Below are 17,312 nucleotides of genomic sequence, written 5' to 3'. Positions count from 1 at the left end.
TATAAGAATCTGTAATCGATTCAATGAATAGATATATCAGGTATATTTATTTTTTTACAATCTGGGTTGTGTAAGTTCCTTTGTTTGTGATAATGATAACAGAATATAATCCGGCAGACAGATCCTGTCCAATGGTAATTTCATCAGCATCAATTCCCTGTCTGTAATCCACGATAGCGCCGGAAGTACTGATGGTTGTAATGGATTGTATCATGCCCAGATTTTTGACTGAGATCGTTGTCGTATTATCAAACGGTTGTGGAGTTACCAGAATGTTTGCTGAGGTTCCATTGATAGTGGCTGTAGATGTACAAGCTGTTTTGCCCGTATTGCCCCCCACACATACTGAACAGTCATCCAGGTATGCAGTACCGTTTGCGTTTCCGGCGCAGTCAAGGCAGCTGTTGTCAGTGCTCGATGGACAAAGATCTCCGGCTGTATCCACATATCCGGTTGGCTGCCAGCATACCGTAAGACTAACCGCAGGATCACCCAGTCCATCATTGTCTGTGTCTGCATACCATACCTTTGGTTGCGTTTGTGTAATTTCAGTTGGTGCAGACGTTGCCTTGCAACCCGCGGTATTTGTTACTTCTACTGTATATAAACCGGCAGTTGTTGCTGTGTAGGTAGGAGTTGTTGCAATCTGTGTTGTTCCTGAGAACCATTTGTAAGAAGAACCCGCGCTTGCTGTTAGTAATACCGAGCTGCCTGAACATACAAAAGTTGATGTAGTTGTGATGGCTGCATCTGGTATGGTTCCGGCAGAGATAAGTACAGGAGAAGAAGTAGCTTTGCAACCGGAGCTGTTTGTTACTTCGACACTGTATGATCCTATATCAGTTACTATGTAAGTAGCAGAAGTACCAACCTGGGTTGTTCCGTTGAACCATTTGTAAGAAACGCCGGTACTTGCATTAAGTACCGCAGTTCCACCACCACAAATAGTGTTTGTGCTGGCCGTGATCGTAGGTGTCGATTGCACTGCGTCAACTGCAATAACAGTAGGAGAAGAAGTAGCTTTACAACCTGCGGTATTTGTTACCTCCACGGTATATGAGCCTGCAGCAGTTACTGTGTAAGTTGAAGCCGTTCCCACCTGTGTTGTACCGTTGAACCATTTGTAGGAGGTGCCGGTGCTTGCGGTAAGTACGACTGATCCTCCAACACAGAATGAAGTGGCCGAAGCGACGATGGTTGCTGTTGGTGCAGCATTGACAGTTATCTGCGTAACAGCTGAAGTTGCTTTGCAACCTGTGGTATTTGTTACCTCCACGGTATATGAGCCTGCAGTAGTTGCTGTGTAGGTTGGAGCCGTTCCGACCTGTGTTGTACCGTTGAACCATTTGTAGGAGGTGCCGGTGCTTGCGGTAAGTACGACTGATCCTCCAACACAGAATGAAGTGGCCGGAGCGACGATGGCTGCTGTTGGTGCAGCATTGACAGTTATCTGCGTAACAGCTGAAGTAGCTTTGCAACCTGCGGTATTTGTTACCTCCACGGTATATGAGCCTACAGCAGTTGCTGTGTAGGTTGTAGCCGTTCCCACCTGTGTTGTACCGTTGAACCATTTGTAGGAGGTGCCAGTGCTTGCGGTAAGTACGACTGAACCTCCAGTACAGAATGAAGTGGCCGGAGCGGTGATGGTTGCGGCAGGTTTCGAAATCTGTAAGGTAAAAGTACTGCTTGCTTTACATCCATTCGCATCTGTGTAAGTGGAAATATAATTTCCTGCAAGTGCTGAAGTGACATTGGTAAATACAGGGTTTCTGAGGGTTGATGTAAAGTTGTTTGGGCCTGTCCAGCTCCAGCCGTCAGTTACGTTTGGCTGCGGACCTAAGTTTACTGTAGAGCCTTCGCAGGCAGTAGTCGTTGTAGCTGTGAGCCATGTTCCGGCATCTGTTTTTACATATGAAGTTATAACAGGCAGCGGATTTACAGTTATAGTCTTAACAGCTGAAGTAGCCTTACAGCCGGAGCTGTTTGTTACTTCAACGGTATAGGAACCGGCAGCTGTTGCTGTGTAAGTTGAAGCAGTTCCGACCTGGGTTGTACCATTGAACCATTTGTAAGAAGTACCGGCGCTTGCTGTAAGTAGGACCGAACCGCCTGCGCAGAAAGACGTAACCGGAGCGGTGATAGCAGCATTGCAGACAGTTGTGTTTCCCTGTACAATTGTGATATTTGGTTTGACTGGCGTAGACATATCGGAACCAAGATAATACCCTAAATGCGGTGGTTGATTGTAACTGGAATTCTGCCATGCTATTGCCACTCTGTATTGAGGATCGTGAAGTAAAGTTCTGAATTTGTAATTGGAAGCAATGGTAGTGCTATAAATTAATAAGCTGGCGTTGTCGGCACTATGTAAAATTACCTCTTCACGCCAATCACCAAATAAGTCTCCGGATAAATTGGGCGTTTGCTTTGTGCCGTTGCAGGATGCTCCTCCGCCATAAGATGCGTCATACAAGCTTGCTAGACGTGCCGATGAGCTGTTCAGATAATCCCATTTGTCAATTTTTGTTCCATCTAATAATTCCCTTTGCAGATCCCCATCCCAATACAATCCAAAGTTTACAGATGGGCGGGATGTACCGATCACAACGCCCTTGCATGTATACATAGGACTTGATGTTGACCAGCATTCATATCCTTTATATCGGGGATCAATATCGGCTGCCATAGCCCGCCCTACATCGCCATGATCACCACCGCCCAAGCCCCAGATAGGTTGTCCGGTTTTACTACCTTTGAATTCTACTCCATAATTACCATAACGTGCTGGCTCTTCGTGGCATTGCCATATTTCAAGGCCTTCAAGATCCGGATCCATATCACTCATGTGTAATGCATCTCCATGTCCCAGCCCGTTCGTCCATAAACCCTTTCCATTATCATCGATCGTGCTGGCGCCGTTGCACAGTTCCTGTTTGCCATCACCATCCATATCTCCAACAGTCATCTGGTGATTGCCCATGCTGAAATAACCGCTATTGCCGGAATTATTACTATCAAATATCCATCGCTGTACTAATTGTCCATTTTTAAAATCCCATGCAGATCTTACAAGGCGTGTGTAATACCCACGCCCGAAAATCATTGATGGATGAATGCCATCCAGATAAACGACAGCGGCAATAAACCGGTCAACGCGGTTTCCATAGTTATCACCCCAGCTTGAAACAGTTCCTCTGGCTGGCGTATAATTAACTGTTGACATGGCAGCTCCGGTTTTGCCGTTGAACACAGTCAGGTATTCAGGGCCATCTAAAATATATCCATTGCTTTTTCTATAATCAGCATTCCCGTCACCGATTACTTTACCTGTTCCGTCTTTTGTTCCGTCAGCTGTCTTGCAGGCCATCTCTGCTTTGCCATCGCCATCAAAGTCATAAACAAGAAATTGCGTATAATGAGCACCTGCGCGAATATTTTTCCCCAGATCAATGCGCCATAAAAAAGTACCACTCATGGTATAACAATCTATGTAAACGTTGCCTGTATAGCCTGATTGAGAATTGTCTTTTGAATTAGACGGGTCCCATTTGAGAAAAATTTCATGTGTCCCATCTCCGTCTACATCACCAATACTACAATCATTCGGACTGTATGTATAGGCTTCTCCTGTTGGTGTTGATCCGCTCGCAGGAACATTCAGGGGAATTCTCAAATATTTTTGAGCCCATGGCGTCACTCCGACAGAAGCTGGTTGTTCAACTCCGTTTATAATGGATGTTACTGTATATACCGCAGTAGCATTACCCGAATTGTCGGTGTAATTCGTTACTGCCAAAGGACTGCTATTAATTTTTATTCCGTTCCGGTATAGATTGAATGTGATATCATCTTCTGTTCCCAGCCATCTCCAGCTGACAAAAACTTTTGTTCCTCCCATACTTACGGCAACAACTCCACGATCCAGTTTTTCAAGCTGGTATTGAGAATAGCTTTCAGGAATTGTGATTCCTAAAAGCACCATTGAAAAAATAATAAGTTTGATATAGAAAAGAGTAAAATATTCTTTCATAAGGAATGAGTTTCGTACGGGAATTATTTTCTTCTTATCAAAAGACAAAAAAGTTATAAAAAAGTAACAGATTTTTGAAGGTATTTATGTTTTAAATGAAAATTGGAATGAAAGCAGAATGTTAAATTGTAACTATTTTAAGTTACAAGGCCTTTTGGCCCTTTTCATTGATAGTTTCAGTAGGATAAAAATGGAAAAGGCGTTTGTTAAAAAGATTATTGAATTTAACTGACTTGAATCGGAATTGATCCGTTTACAACGATAATATAGTAGAATCAAAGAAAAAATTACCGCATAATGCTTACGCCAATGGAGGTTGATTCATTAATAATAATTATGTAATAGCCTGCATCCATCAGCTTACCTTCATTGGAAGTACCATCCCATGCACCAGGAAGGGATATTGTTTTAATTAACTTTTTTGATGTATTATAAATTCTGGCGGTACCTGTATCGTCAATAAAATAATTATCCATAATTCCATCGCCGTTAGGAGAAAATGCCTTGTCACAGCCCTGCAGTTCATCAAAGATAAATGATTTATGAATAGTACAATTTTTTGAATCGGTAATAGTTACTACATATGAACCTGGTATAACGTTTTCAAATTGTTGCCCCACAGGGTTATAAAACTGCTGCGATGTATTGACATTTGTCAGGCTGTAATGGACAGGCGCCAGTGCACCTTGTACAATGGTGCCATTGAAATCAATATTCGCGCCTTTAATACAATTTGCTGAAAGTGTTGTAATCATTAACTGATCAACTTCCAGACAAGCGCTTACCGAAAATTTCGAAACATTACTTTTAAGTTCCAGCAATGGAAGAGATGGATTTGTAACACTTACGGAATAAAGTCCTGAATCGCTCATGAGTGCTGGTGTAAAACTGAAGAAGGAGTCAGATCCTGTAACTAACAAAACAGTATTCTTTTTCCAACTGTAAAGGTTGGAAGAAACGGATGGGTCGATGGACAGTTGATAAGTATAATTATTTTGCTCTCTAATGTTAACAACTGCCGGTATGCTTAGGTCTTTCTGAGGCGCATAGGTAAATGCAGCGAAAGTGCTTAAAGAAGCTAAGGGGATAAGATCTTCAAACGTCAGATTATTATTGGATACGTCCACACTTGTCAGCGCAGGCTTATTGCTGAGGTCTGGCAAGATTGTAAGGCCATTCTCCGAAGCATCCAGAGTGGTTAGTTTTGTATTTAGGTTTAAGCCGGAGAGATCCACCATTTTGGAATTTCTGCAATTAAATACTTCGAGGTTTGTTAACAATGGCAGAGAAGGTATGGTGCTGATATTGGAATTACTAATATCTATTTGTTGAAGAGCGAGATTATTGCTTAGGTCCGGTAATGTAAGAAGCATGGGGTTGTAACCAATAAATATTGTTTTAAGATTCACCAGCGCAGAAAGGTCTGGTAGTTCTGAAAGATTATTACCAGCACAATTGAAGAATTGCAAGGTTGTTCTTTGGTTAAAATTAGAACTTGCTAAAGAAGTAATTTTATTATTGCCCACATACAAATCAATTAATTGATATAAGGCAGAAAGATCTGGGATAGAAGTAATCATGTTCCCGTTGATGTAGACCCGGCGTAGGTTTTTCATGTAACTCAGTTCCCATACATCGGTTACTTTATTATTACGAAGGCGAAGGATACCGGTCTTTTCAAAAAACTGGATGCCGTCTGCATTAACAATTCCGCAGGCATCCAGGTTAAGATCTGCAGACATGGCTTTAGCTGCTGTAACATCCAGCAGACTGTCCGCAGTCATTAATGACGGGTAATCTGACACTAACTTATTTCGCAGGTTTACATCCGGTATGCTGTAATAGGTTTGCGCTTCAGCTGAAAATGAAACTGCGGTCAGTAAACAGCAAATATAAAAAGTCAATATGTAGTTTATACGTTTCATTATCTGATAATATTCACTTCACCGGATTCTTTTGTACCATCGGAATAGTCTATAATATACACATAAAGACCCTGGTCAACAAGAGCGCCATACCCATCAGTACCATTCCATTCAATATATTCATCCGAATGATTGCTTAAATGGTAAATTACTTTTCCTGAACGGTTATATATCGTAAGATTGGCTTTCTTGGAAGGATTGGAAGGTATTTTACAGACTTCTCCAATCGTAGGATTGATATTGAATTTTGTTAATCTCTGTTCAGCCGGTTGCGAGCAATTCTTTTCTGTTATGAGTATTTTTTGTTCGTGAGAGCAACCGTTTTTATCCGTTATTTTTATTTCATAGGTACCACTGTTAAGGTCGGTTATTTTCCTGTCCTTGATTTTCCTGTCATTTATAAATATCGTAAGTGGAACCGCTCCACCTGAAATATTTTCTATAGAAATTGCTCCGTCCTGTTCATTTTCACAAGTTGGTTGTGCTTTAAGAGTGAACAGGATTTTAACAGTATTGCAATCGTGTTTTTTTTCTTCTGTACCCTTGGTTTCTGTTGGTGCTACTTCTGTAACAGATTGATCAATTATTGATGTTTGTTGAACAGGCAATTCAATCGATTGTTGAGCCTGTACCTGCTCTGTAGTATTTTTAACAGCAGTACGGTTTGAAACTTTTGAGTCGATTGCTGGTATTTTCTTTTTTACTGAAGACGTATTTACGGTGTTGCTGATTGTGTTTGATTTCAGTTCAAGGGATGCAGATTCCGTTTTTGTTTCCTTGCTGGCTGATTTTCCTTCTATTATAATTGTTGCAGCATTTTCTTGATTTAATGTATAAATGAGTGTACCAGCCACAAATAATGAACCAAGGCCGATCCATTTCCAATAGGTTTTAAAGAAGGATGGCTTATTCAGACTTGCAAGATCTCTCTCTAATTGTGCACGTACATCACTTAATTCCGCTTCAAGGATCAGATCATTCAATGCCTGTTGCTCAAATACCTGCTCCGCAAATCCCGGATCAGATTTCATTTGGTCTTCAAATGCACGTAATTGCTCACCCTGAAGTTTTTTCTCCAGGTATTGGTCAATCAGATAATATCGTTCCAGATCCGGTCTCAAGGTTTTAATGCACTTAATAAATCAGTATTTTCTTTAATTATCTTATGAAACGATTGTTTGCATCTGTAATGCATGGTTTTAGCAGCATTCTCGCTTGTCAGATCCATTTTTTCTTTTAATTCCTTCATGCTTAATTTTTCATAAGCTACCAAACCTAATAATTTTCTGCAGGCTTCATCCAGTTTGCTATACGCGATATTTAACGCAGTTCGTTTTTCTTTGGAAATTATGACATCAAGCTGTGTGTGAACTTCTGAAGCAAGTTGTTGCTCTTCAATGCCTACATGTATTAGCTTACGTTTTCTTTTCGCTGCGTTGATCCATAAATTTTTTGATATGGTGAAAATGAATGCGTCAACTGAGTGTTCGGCATCGAATTTATTTTCCAGCACAGATTTAAAGAAAATAATGACTGCATCCTGAAAGATATCGTTAACATCTTCTTGTGTACCACTATTACTCAGGATATAACTTTTTACTTTTTTCAGCGTGTGCGTGTATAAGTGAGACAAAGCCTTTTCATTTTGCCTGTTTTTTATGCATTCAACAATTGATCTGTTTATATCCATCACTTAATAACACTACAAACATCCTTTTAAAAAGTAACAGCCATTTTATGAATTTTATTAATAAATGTGAAAAATATTTTAATATTACGGCAATTGATGTTGTTTTGTTTAATGAAGTACATATCTAAGTGGTTTGTTCTTTTAGGGTGTTTTTTACCAGCCTTTATGTCCCGGGGGCAAACCGGAACCCTTATGCCTGATGTGTACGATCAGTTTTTTCAAAACTATTACCTGATCAATCCTGCTAATACAGACACTTCCGGCATCATTCTGAATATGGGGCATAAATCTCAGTTAGGTGCTTTCCGGGGCATCAGGCAAACATATTTTGATGCAAACTTTCGAATTAAATCAAGTCATTTCAGTAACAGACATTCTTTTGGGGTGCAATTATTTAATAATAGCGAGGGTGATTTTTTTAGTAAGAACAGAGCTTATGCCCGATATGCGTTTGATATACCATTATCAGATTTGTATTATTTATCAGCAGGATTATCGTTCGGTATGGTAGATTATGTATTCAAGGCCACCCAGTCAAGTGCAGGTGGTTCTGATATTACCTACGATGGAAATCTGGGATTTTGGCTGGTCGGTAACCGTTTGAAGGCTGGCGCTTCCATGCAGCAAGTATTCCAGCGTAAGCTTATTCCTATCGGACAGGAATTTGTTTTGAGAAGACAATATAATGCGAATCTCGTTTATACATTTTTTATCAGCCCATATGTTGGCTTGGCAGCGCATGCATGGTACAGATATAATTCTTATACCGCCAGTGATCTGAGTCTTGCGGCTGTATTAACGTTACAGAGCTTTATTGAATTTGGTGTGGAATACAGATATCAAAAGGGATTTGTTCTGATGGGCGGAATAAAAGATATCCGCATTGGAACATCCAGAATTGCTATAGCCATGTCTTATTCAACCGGAGTGCTGAATTATATTGCAAGAGGAGATAATGCAGTAGAACTTTTTTTAAAGTATAGTAGATGAGTTATGAATTATGAATTATGAATTATGAATTATGAATTATGAATTATGAATTATGAATTATGAATTACCTTCCCTTGTTGGATTTTTTTATTCATAATTCATAATTCATAACTCATAATTATAAAAATCTATTTTTTTACAATCTTCGTTGTGTAAACGCCTTTGTCAGATTGAATGACTACTGTATATAATCCTGATGACAGACTTTCGCCAAGCATGATTTTTTCTGTATCGATATGGTTTATCGATTCGACAACGGTACCTGAAGTGCTGATGACGAGTACAGATCTGATGATACCATAGTTGATCAGCTCTATTGTTGTGCCCTCATCAAATGGCTGCGGAGTAACGGTGATATTAGTGCTCGTTCCGTTTACTGTTGTCGTTGGCGCACAGGCGTCTTCCGCTATACCACACCCGCAGATGCCGGGGGTTATTTTGTTTGCATCTTTCGGACAAGCATCTCCGGCAACAGAGATGTAATTGTTTGGTTGCCAGCAAGCCGTAACACTTGAATTCGGATCTCCGTAACCATCGCCGTCTGTATCTTCATACCATGTTGCAATCTGGTTAACAGCGATTGTTTTTACAGCAGACGTTGCTTTACATCCGGCTGCATTTGTTACTTCAAGGGTATAGGTGCCTGGTACGGATGTCGTATAATTAAAGTCTGTTCCAACCTGTGTAGTACCATTGAACCATTTATAAGAAGAAGCTGTGTTTGAAGTAAGCGTTATGGAGCTGCCTGCGCATATAAAGTCCGGACCGCTTATGATTGCTTCCGGCGCACTGTTTACGGAGATTGATACAGCTGCGGATGTTGCTTTGCAATTTCCTGCATTTGTAATTTCTACCGTATAAGATCCGGCGGTTGTAACATTGTACGTTGCAGCTGTTCCAACCTGCGTTGAGCCGTTGAACCATTTATATGAATCACCTGTGCTTGCTGTTAATGTTACTGTATTACCATCACAAATGGTTGTTGCAGGAGCTGTAATGGTTGCAACCGGATTAGGTACAGTGGAAATAACTGTAGCGGTTGATGTTGCTTTGCAGCCACCTGTTGCAGTTACTTCTACCGTGTATGCACCTGCTGCAGTAGCAATATAAGTTGAGCCTGTACCAACTTGTGTTGTTCCATTGAACCATTTGTACGATGTTCCTGTGCTGGCTGTTAATATAATAGAACCACCTGCGCACATGGATGTTGACGGAGCTGTAATCGTTGCACCCGGGTTTGTAACAACGTCGATTTGAGTAACAGCAGATGTTGCTTTACAGCTTCCGGATGTTACTTCCACCGTATATGCGCCGGCGGTTGTAGCATTGTACGTTGCAGCTGTTCCAACCAGCGTTGTTCCGTTGAACCATTTATATGAATCACCTACACTTGCCGTTAAGGTCACAGAGTTTCCTGCACAAATGCTGGTTGAGGGTGTAGTGATGTTTGCTGTTGCTGCAGGGGTTTCTGTAATAACTGTAGCAGCTGAGGTAGCTTTACAACCGCCGGTATTTGTTACTTCCACTGTGTAGGATCCTGCAATTGTTGCAGTGTAGGTAGCAGCTGTTCCTACCTGTGTCGTTCCTCTGAACCATTTGTAAGAAGAGCCAGCGCTTGCAGTAAGGGTAACAGAGCCACCCGTGCAGAATGAAGTTGAAGATGCTGTTATCGTTGCAGCTGGTGCTGTATTGACTGTAATAACGGTTGCCGCTGAAGTTACTTTACAACCGCCGGCATTTGTTACTTCTACTGTGTAGGATCCGGCAGTTGTTGCTGTATATGTAGCAGCTGTCCCAACTTGTGTTGTTCCATTAAGCCATTTGTAGGATGAACCGTTGCTGGCTGTCAATACAGTGAAACTTCCGTCGCAGAAGGATGTAGCAGGAGTTGTGATCGCTGCTGTTGGAGCAGCATTTACTGCGATCTGGGTAACTGCAGAAGTTGCTTTGCAACCCGCTGAATTGGTGACTTCAACCGTGTATGCTCCGGCAGTTGTTGCTGCATACGTAGATGCTGTACCAACTTGTGTTGTTCCATTGAACCATTTGTAAGAAGTGCCTGTACTTGAAGTCAGCGTTGCCGATTCACCTGTACAGATAGATGTTTTTGGTGCAGAGATGGTTGCTGTTGGAAGTGATGACACAGTGATTGTTTTTGCGGCAGATGTTGCTTTACAGCCGTTCGCGTTTGTAACCTCAACGGTATAGGTTCCGGCAGCTGTTGCTGTATAGGTCGCAGCAGTACCTACTTGTGTTGTTCCGTTGAACCATTTGTATGAAGAGCCTGTACTTGATGTTAATACTACATTGCCTCCCGTACAGAATGATGTAGCAGGACTTGTAATGGTTGCTGTTGGCAGTGCAGATACGGTTACAGTGGTAGCTGAAGATGTTCCGGTCAATCCGTCGTTGTCAGTTGCTATGGCTTTTAGTGATAAAGTACTTGCTGCAGTAGGTGTAAAGCTGAATGTATAAGGCGAAGAATTGTCTGTACCTAAAAGGGTAGAACCGTTATAAAAATCTACTTTTGAAACAGTACCGTCATCTGTTGCTGTTGCCGTGATTGAAATTGCTGTCCCAAAGCAGGCTGTTGATCCGGTAGCCGGAGCAGTAAGTGTGGTAACAGGCGCTATGTTTACCGGAGTGCCGCAACCGCACTGCGTTGGACTGTCTAGTGTAGCTCCGGATCCGCAGGCTGTATTTGTTACAAGGCTTTGAACAGTACTTGCAGGGGCAATTGTTAAAGAGTAGGGTGGAGTAAATGAAGTACCGCTGCCAGTAGTGCCGCCGGTCGTATTGGTGAAAATATTATTCTTTGCTGTTACGGCTGTGAAATCATTGTTGTATAGGTCTATTGGATTTTTCACACCTGAAAACACATTGCTTTCAATCAGTAAATCGGCTTTATAACCTGCGCGAATACATGTATTCGATACAGTACTGTTATAGAAACAGTTTGCAATGTGCAGTTTTCCGAAGCGTACACGTGGCATGCGTTCTACACAGCCTTGTGCCCACCAGCAATATTGAAAGGTGATTCTTAATTTGCCGGCATCCTGGGTTGCCCCGTCAGAACTGCCGATCAGGTCTGAGAATCTATGGTCGTTTGTGCCACCTGAACCACCGGCTTTTGGTGGTTTGTTATAACTGAATTTACACCAGGTAACTGATATATAATCCGTCATGTTTTTTAAATCAAAATTTCCATCCATGCCGTCCTGAAAATCGCAATGGTCTACCCAGAAATTCTGGCAATCATCCAGCGTTAAGTTATCATTGCCATCTACATCATAAGCTGCCGGCCCTTCAAACGTGAGGTTTCTCATGATGAAGTTCGTACTTCTCTTGATATATAGTATGCCTGATCCGCTGGCAGTCATGTCTACAGAAATCATTCTGGATCCTGCTAAACCGATAATGGTTTTTCCATCCGTATCCTGAATGGTAATACGGCCATTGGCAGGGAAGGTAATGGTTCCTGAAATGTGTACCACTTTTACAGAAGCTGTAGTAAGAGCGCTTTTTAAAGCAGTGTAAGTGCTTACTACGGTTGGTGTTGCTGTACCGCCTCCGGTTACGCCGCCATTTTGTGTGGCCCAGCCAACTACTTTACACTGATCCTGCGCAAAAGCAGCAGTCATGCCCAGTAGTGATAAAATGAGTAAATAGACTTTTTTCATCGTCGGTCTCTATAGTTTAAAATGAGTTGTGTTTCTTTCCCAGGATGAAGGTTTTTCAATCTTCATCTTAAATACACCACCGGATATAGAGAAGTAACGGATTTTAGAATATTTTTTTAAAAAGATGGATTAAATGAATTTGTTATCCGGTAATAAATAAAAGAGCTTCATATATATAATATGAAGCTCTTTTATTATTTGAAATGTGAATACCGGAGTTTGTATTTTACCAGCCCCGACGTTTTTTTAATTCTGTAACGTGTGCCAGGTGGTGGTTGCTGTGCCAGGCATACATGCCAATATATTCATCAAGTTTGAAAGGTGTAGAGTGTTCCGGATGTACGAACGTTCTTTTTAATTCTGCATCGGTTAACGAGTCGAGCAAGGCTGTCCAGCGGGTGTGTAGCCCGTCTAAAATGTGAAGGCTGAATTCTATTGCCATTTTGCTGTCAATCAATTCCGCCCAGCGATCTTCCCAATAAGGTTTGATGGTAGGGTTTTCTTCAGTTAATGCAAGCTTGAAACGGATAAAGCTGTTCATGTGACTATCCGCACAATGATGAATGACTTGTCTGATCGTCCACCCGCCCGGACGGTAAGCTGTATCCAGCTGCGCCTGGCTTAATGGTTCAACAGCTTCACGCAGCCGTTGCGGAAACAGATGTATGTCTGAAATAAAAGCAGCAAGTTCTTCTTTAGAAGGATTGATTGTTTTTTTGTATTCGCCGATCGGAAATTTCAGTTCGTGTAGTTGAGCGTCAGTCATAATAAAAGTATAGAGTTGAAAGTGTAAAGTGTAATTGTTTATTGAATCCAATAACCGCCCTTTAGTTTACAGTGCTAATGCTTAAACTATACACGTTACACTTTAAACTATCACTCGGCTTCGATCAATTGTTTGTAATCTTCAATGGCACTGTATATACCATATGCTGTTTGAATTTTACCTTTTTCAGAATTCAAATACGTCTCTTCGTCTTTGTGTGTTAAAAATCCTGTTTCGACAAGGACCGAAGGCATGGTTGTTTTCCAGAGCACTAAGAAGCCTGCTTGCTTCACGCCACGGCTGTAGCGCTGATTATATGTTTTAAATTCCTGTTCAATATTTTCAGCAAGGATCATACTGTTTGCCAGGTTGGCGCTTTGGTAAAGCGAAAACATGATATACGATTCCGGTTTGTTTGGATCAAAGCCATCGTAATTCGTTTGTCTGTTGCTTTCCATTAAGATGGAAGAGTTTTCGCGTTGGGCAACCTGCATATTCGATTCTGTTTTATGTAATCCCATGCAGTACGTTTCAGTGCCGGCAAGCTGTTCCGGACCTGCATTTACGTGGATTGAGATGAACAGATCTGCATTGATACGGTTTGCAATAGCAGCACGGTCATGCAGTTCAACAAAATGATCATCTGTTCTTGTATAAGTAACTTCAACATCCGGCAGGTTGGTTTTAATCAGTTCGCCCAACTGTAAAGCTATTTGCAGCGTAATATCTTTTTCTTTGGAATATTTACCATTGCAGCCTGGATCTTTGCCGCCATGGCCGGCATCAATCACAATGTGTTTCAACGATACTTGTCTTGTGTTTTTTATATCGAACGATACAAAAAACAAACTGATCAATAAAATGCATCCGGTTATTTTAGAAAACATAATTATTTCTTAGTCGCTTCTACAAGTGCAGTTTTAGTAAATGTTTCGGAGCTGAAATCACCAACGATGTTTCCTTCATTCAATACAACTATACGTGGTGGAGAAGGAGCCTTATCCAGCAGGCGGAAGAATTTTCCTGCATCCACAAACATGTATGGATAGCTGCAGCCGGCAAATTTAAAGAATGCATCTTTCTGTGATTCTTCTCCCCAGAAGATAATATGTACCGGAGGCAGCTTAGTTGTTTTATTCAGCTCACAGATTTCTTTAGCGGTATTCATGCAATGGTCGCAATCGACATTGAACAGACATACAATCTGTCTGCCTGCATCTAGATTTGTTGTACCTGAACTGAAGTTGGTATAAGGAGCAAAGACGGATGTTTTTCTCGGAACAATTTCTTTAGGCGGAGCGACTGTTACAGCAGAATCTTTTTTACCGGTTTCTTTTTTGGCCGGTGTTAATACTTTTAAGCCTTTGGCGCCTTTTTCAACATATACGGTATCGGTTTTTATGATCTGTTCAATAATTGGAGCCGGTGGTGTAAGTGCTGCGGCATTCGGATCACAGGCACATTCCGGTTGGTAAGCCAGGAATACAAAAGCGAAACATACAAATAGTATGGCTAATGGATAACGGTGTTTGTTTGTTTTTTTTGTTTCAGTGTTTACCCACAGATATATCAGAATGCCTAAGGTTACTATGTTCTTGATTAATGCCTGGGAAGGAGTCATCGGAATCCAGTCGCCCATGCAGCCGCAGTTGCCCGAGTCGCCATGCAGGAAGATCTGGTAGCTCAGGTGTATACAAAAGCCTGTCAACATGATTATTGTTGCCGGAATAATGAATTTCTTAAAGAAATGATTTTGTAAGAATGCAATTCCAAGGAAAAATTCAGCAGCAACCACAAAGCGAGCCAGAATGGGAGCGAAACAGATATTAGTAATTTCCTGAACGATTATCTGATGTTCAAAAGCAGCTATGGTTTTTATTTTTGATATGGCTGAAAAAATAAATAGAGCAGATACTATAAATCGTAATACCCAAATGACCGTTTCGTTGTTTTTTTTCATAATGAACGCCTGTAAAGTTTTTAAGCATTAAATGAATTTTATTATTGGATATCCAGCGGTTGGCCTGAATAAATATCTAATATCGCATTTTTAAATATGAAATCATATTTTGCCTGCAGTAAATCAGATTGTGATTGCGTATATCTTGTCTTGACCTGACTGAACTCAACGGAATTAATAATGCCATTATCAAACCTTTTTTCCGCGCTTCGATAAGACTCCTGGCTCGCGGTAAATGATTCGTTTAATGCTGCTAATTTAGCCTGGCTTCCCCGTGCCTGGTAAAATGCTGTATAGATGGTGCGCTGCAGACTTATTTTTGCAATATTCATATCCAGTTCTGCCTGCGTTGATGCGATTTCAGCGCGGTGTACACTGGTGCGTACCTGGAGACCGTTCAATAACGGAATGGTTAAAGTAAGACCAATGAATTTATTGTAATTGTCTTTGATCTGAGGAGCGAAATCTTTGCTGGCCACTATATTTTTATAGACTGGAGATAATACAGCTTCATTGGTTGTTTCGGTATATCCAATAATTTGATTTCCTGTATATTGTTGACCTTCAACTACTTTTCCTGATGTTGAGTATAAGGTACTTAACGATCCGTTCAATGTTAAACGGGGATAATATCTTCCCTGGGTAGCATGGTAAGCATGGGCCGCACTTTGTTGTCTGTATGCCAGACTTTTTAATTGCGGAATCTGATCAACGGCGTTATTCATCACTTCAGCCGGGTCATTAAAGTTCATTGTTTGTTTAACATCTATGTCTGGCGGCCGTACTATACGAATGGCCATCGGATCCGTTAACTCAAGCAGTAAACCTAAATTCAGATAGGATAGGTCGAGGTCGTTTTTCGCTTGTATAGCCATAGCTTCTTCGGTCTTCCATTGCGCATACACATCCAGTGATGCGCTGTTTGTGATAACCCCCGACTCTTTAAGTCTGTTGCTGCGTTCGTATACAGCCTTTGTTGTTTGTGCCTGTAGCGCTGTATTGTTTACCTTCTCTTCATTCATCAATATCGTCAGATATGCCTGTACAATCGAAAGGCTCATGTCAAGCCTGTACTGGTCTATGTCGCTTTGAGCAGCAGCCAAATCATCTTTACTTTGCTTCAGCGAATTCTGCAGTAAAAAACCATTGAAGAGTACCAGGCTGCCGTTAAGGCTGAAGTTATTGGAACGCACCTGTTGGTTGATATAGACGTTGGTAAAAGGGTCAATGTTCCGGCCATAATTGTAATTGTGTGTTGCGGTGCCGTTGATGGTAGGAAGGAATGCGCCTTTAGCCTGCAGCACATTCTGCTCGCCGGTTAGAGAAGCATTCTTAACTTTTTGTAATTGAGAACTATGCGTTTCGGCATATTCCAGGCATTGTTGCAGGGTCCACGTTTGTTGGGCGAAAAGTGCAGATGAAAGCGTAAAGAAAAGCAGCGTAAATAAATTCTTCATAAGAAGATGTATTTTTTATGTAAAGTAACGTTTTTAGAATCAATGAAGCTTAATATCAACAATTGGAATAAAATTACTTTCTTTTATTGATAATGTAAACGAACTCTCCTAGTTTGGCGCAGCATTTAGCATTCTTACACGATTCATGATTGTATTAAAGGATATCAACAAATCATACACTACCGGCAGCAATACCATGCATGTGCTCAAAGGTATAGATTTAACGATCAAAGAGGGGGAATTTGTATCCATCATGGGTTCGTCTGGTTCAGGAAAGTCTACTTTGCTGAACATTTTAGGTATTCTGGACGATTATGATAAAGGCGAATACTGGCTCAACGGTACATTGATCAAGGATCTTTCCGAATCCAAAGCAGCTTATTACCGGAATAAGTTTTTAGGTTTTGTTTTTCAGTCCTTTAATTTACTGGCGTTTAAAAATGCAGCTGAAAATGTGGCGCTTCCCCTGTATTATCAAGGCGTGGGACGCAAAGAACGTTTAAGGATCGCACTGGAATACCTGGATCGGGTGGGGCTGAAAAACTGGGCAGAACACATGCCGAATCAATTATCGGGCGGACAAAAACAACGGGTTGCCATTGCCAGGGCATTGGCCTCACAGCCCAAGGTGATTTTAGCCGATGAACCGACAGGTGCATTGGATACCCAGACCTCTTACGATGTAATGGAAATGCTGAAAGAAATCAATGCCGCCGGGATAACCGTGGTGATCGTTACGCATGAACACGACATCGCCGAAAAAACCGATCGCATCATCCGTTTAAAAGACGGATTAATGATGTAGGGGCATATT

11 protein-coding genes are annotated in these 17,312 nt (G+C 41.2%); 2 read left to right on the top strand and 9 right to left on the bottom strand.

Annotation, left to right across the window (positions count from 1 at the left end):
• Positions 1-46: 46 nt before the first annotated feature.
• From ACTHJT_RS01825 to ACTHJT_RS01810, 4 genes are all read right to left on the bottom strand, one after another.
• Positions 47-4,030 carry a rhamnogalacturonan lyase gene (locus ACTHJT_RS01825; RefSeq protein WP_440235944.1) on the bottom strand — a complete coding sequence of 1,328 codons (3,984 nt, stop codon included), beginning with the start codon at positions 4,028-4,030 and terminating at the stop codon, positions 47-49.
• Between the two features lie 287 nt (positions 4,031-4,317).
• On the bottom strand, positions 4,318-5,955 hold the full coding sequence (locus tag ACTHJT_RS01820; RefSeq protein ID WP_440235942.1) for a leucine-rich repeat domain-containing protein: 1,638 nt from the start codon (positions 5,953-5,955) through the stop codon (positions 4,318-4,320).
• Positions 5,955-7,076: a gliding motility-associated C-terminal domain-containing protein gene (locus tag ACTHJT_RS01815; RefSeq protein WP_440235941.1), complete on the bottom strand. Its 1,122-nt coding sequence runs from the start codon at positions 7,074-7,076 to the stop codon at positions 5,955-5,957. The genes ACTHJT_RS01820 and ACTHJT_RS01815 overlap by 1 nt, the downstream gene beginning before the upstream one ends.
• Positions 7,073-7,588, bottom strand: a complete 516-nt coding sequence (locus ACTHJT_RS01810) for an RNA polymerase sigma factor (protein WP_440235939.1) — start codon at positions 7,586-7,588, stop codon at positions 7,073-7,075. Before ACTHJT_RS01810 ends, ACTHJT_RS01815 begins: the two co-directional genes overlap by 4 nt.
• A 249-nt stretch (positions 7,589-7,837) precedes the next feature.
• Between ACTHJT_RS01810 and ACTHJT_RS01805 the strand changes: the two genes are divergently transcribed.
• Entirely contained in the window at positions 7,838-8,635 is a 798-nt protein-coding gene (locus ACTHJT_RS01805) for a type IX secretion system membrane protein PorP/SprF (protein WP_440235937.1), read from the top strand.
• A gap of 128 nt (positions 8,636-8,763) precedes the next feature.
• On the opposite strand, the gene ACTHJT_RS01800 is transcribed toward ACTHJT_RS01805, so the two are convergent.
• The 5 genes from ACTHJT_RS01800 to ACTHJT_RS01780 form a co-directional block, all read right to left on the bottom strand.
• Positions 8,764-12,315 (bottom strand): pectate lyase family protein, encoded by a 3,552-nt coding sequence (locus ACTHJT_RS01800; protein ID WP_440235935.1) that lies wholly within the window; start codon positions 12,313-12,315, stop codon positions 8,764-8,766.
• 226 nt (positions 12,316-12,541) lie between these two features.
• A complete protein-coding gene (locus tag ACTHJT_RS01795) occupies positions 12,542-13,081 on the bottom strand; it encodes a YfiT family bacillithiol transferase (protein WP_440235933.1) in 540 nt (179 codons plus the stop codon).
• A gap of 110 nt (positions 13,082-13,191) precedes the next feature.
• Positions 13,192-13,968 carry an N-acetylmuramoyl-L-alanine amidase family protein gene (locus tag ACTHJT_RS01790; RefSeq protein ID WP_440235931.1) on the bottom strand — a complete coding sequence of 259 codons (777 nt, stop codon included), beginning with the start codon at positions 13,966-13,968 and terminating at the stop codon, positions 13,192-13,194.
• Positions 13,969-13,970: 2 nt separating this feature from the next.
• Positions 13,971-15,041, bottom strand: a complete 1,071-nt coding sequence (locus ACTHJT_RS01785) for a CHU_1165 family disulfide oxidoreductase (RefSeq protein ID WP_440235930.1) — start codon at positions 15,039-15,041, stop codon at positions 13,971-13,973.
• A 41-nt stretch (positions 15,042-15,082) separates the two neighbouring features.
• Positions 15,083-16,498, bottom strand: coding sequence for a TolC family protein (locus tag ACTHJT_RS01780; RefSeq protein ID WP_440235928.1), 1,416 nt, complete (start codon positions 16,496-16,498; stop codon positions 15,083-15,085).
• A 145-nt stretch (positions 16,499-16,643) separates the two neighbouring features.
• Here ACTHJT_RS01780 and ACTHJT_RS01775 point away from each other — a divergent pair, with 145 nt between their 5' ends.
• Positions 16,644-17,303, top strand: a complete 660-nt coding sequence (locus ACTHJT_RS01775) for an ABC transporter ATP-binding protein (protein WP_440235926.1) — start codon at positions 16,644-16,646, stop codon at positions 17,301-17,303.
• The last annotated feature ends 9 nt before the right edge of the window (positions 17,304-17,312 follow it).

The sequence above is a fragment of the Cytophaga sp. genome, assembly GCF_051961495.1.
Lineage (GTDB): Bacteria > Bacteroidota > Bacteroidia > Cytophagales > Cytophagaceae > Cytophaga.
This window is presented reverse-complemented; position numbering and strand designations above follow the sequence as displayed.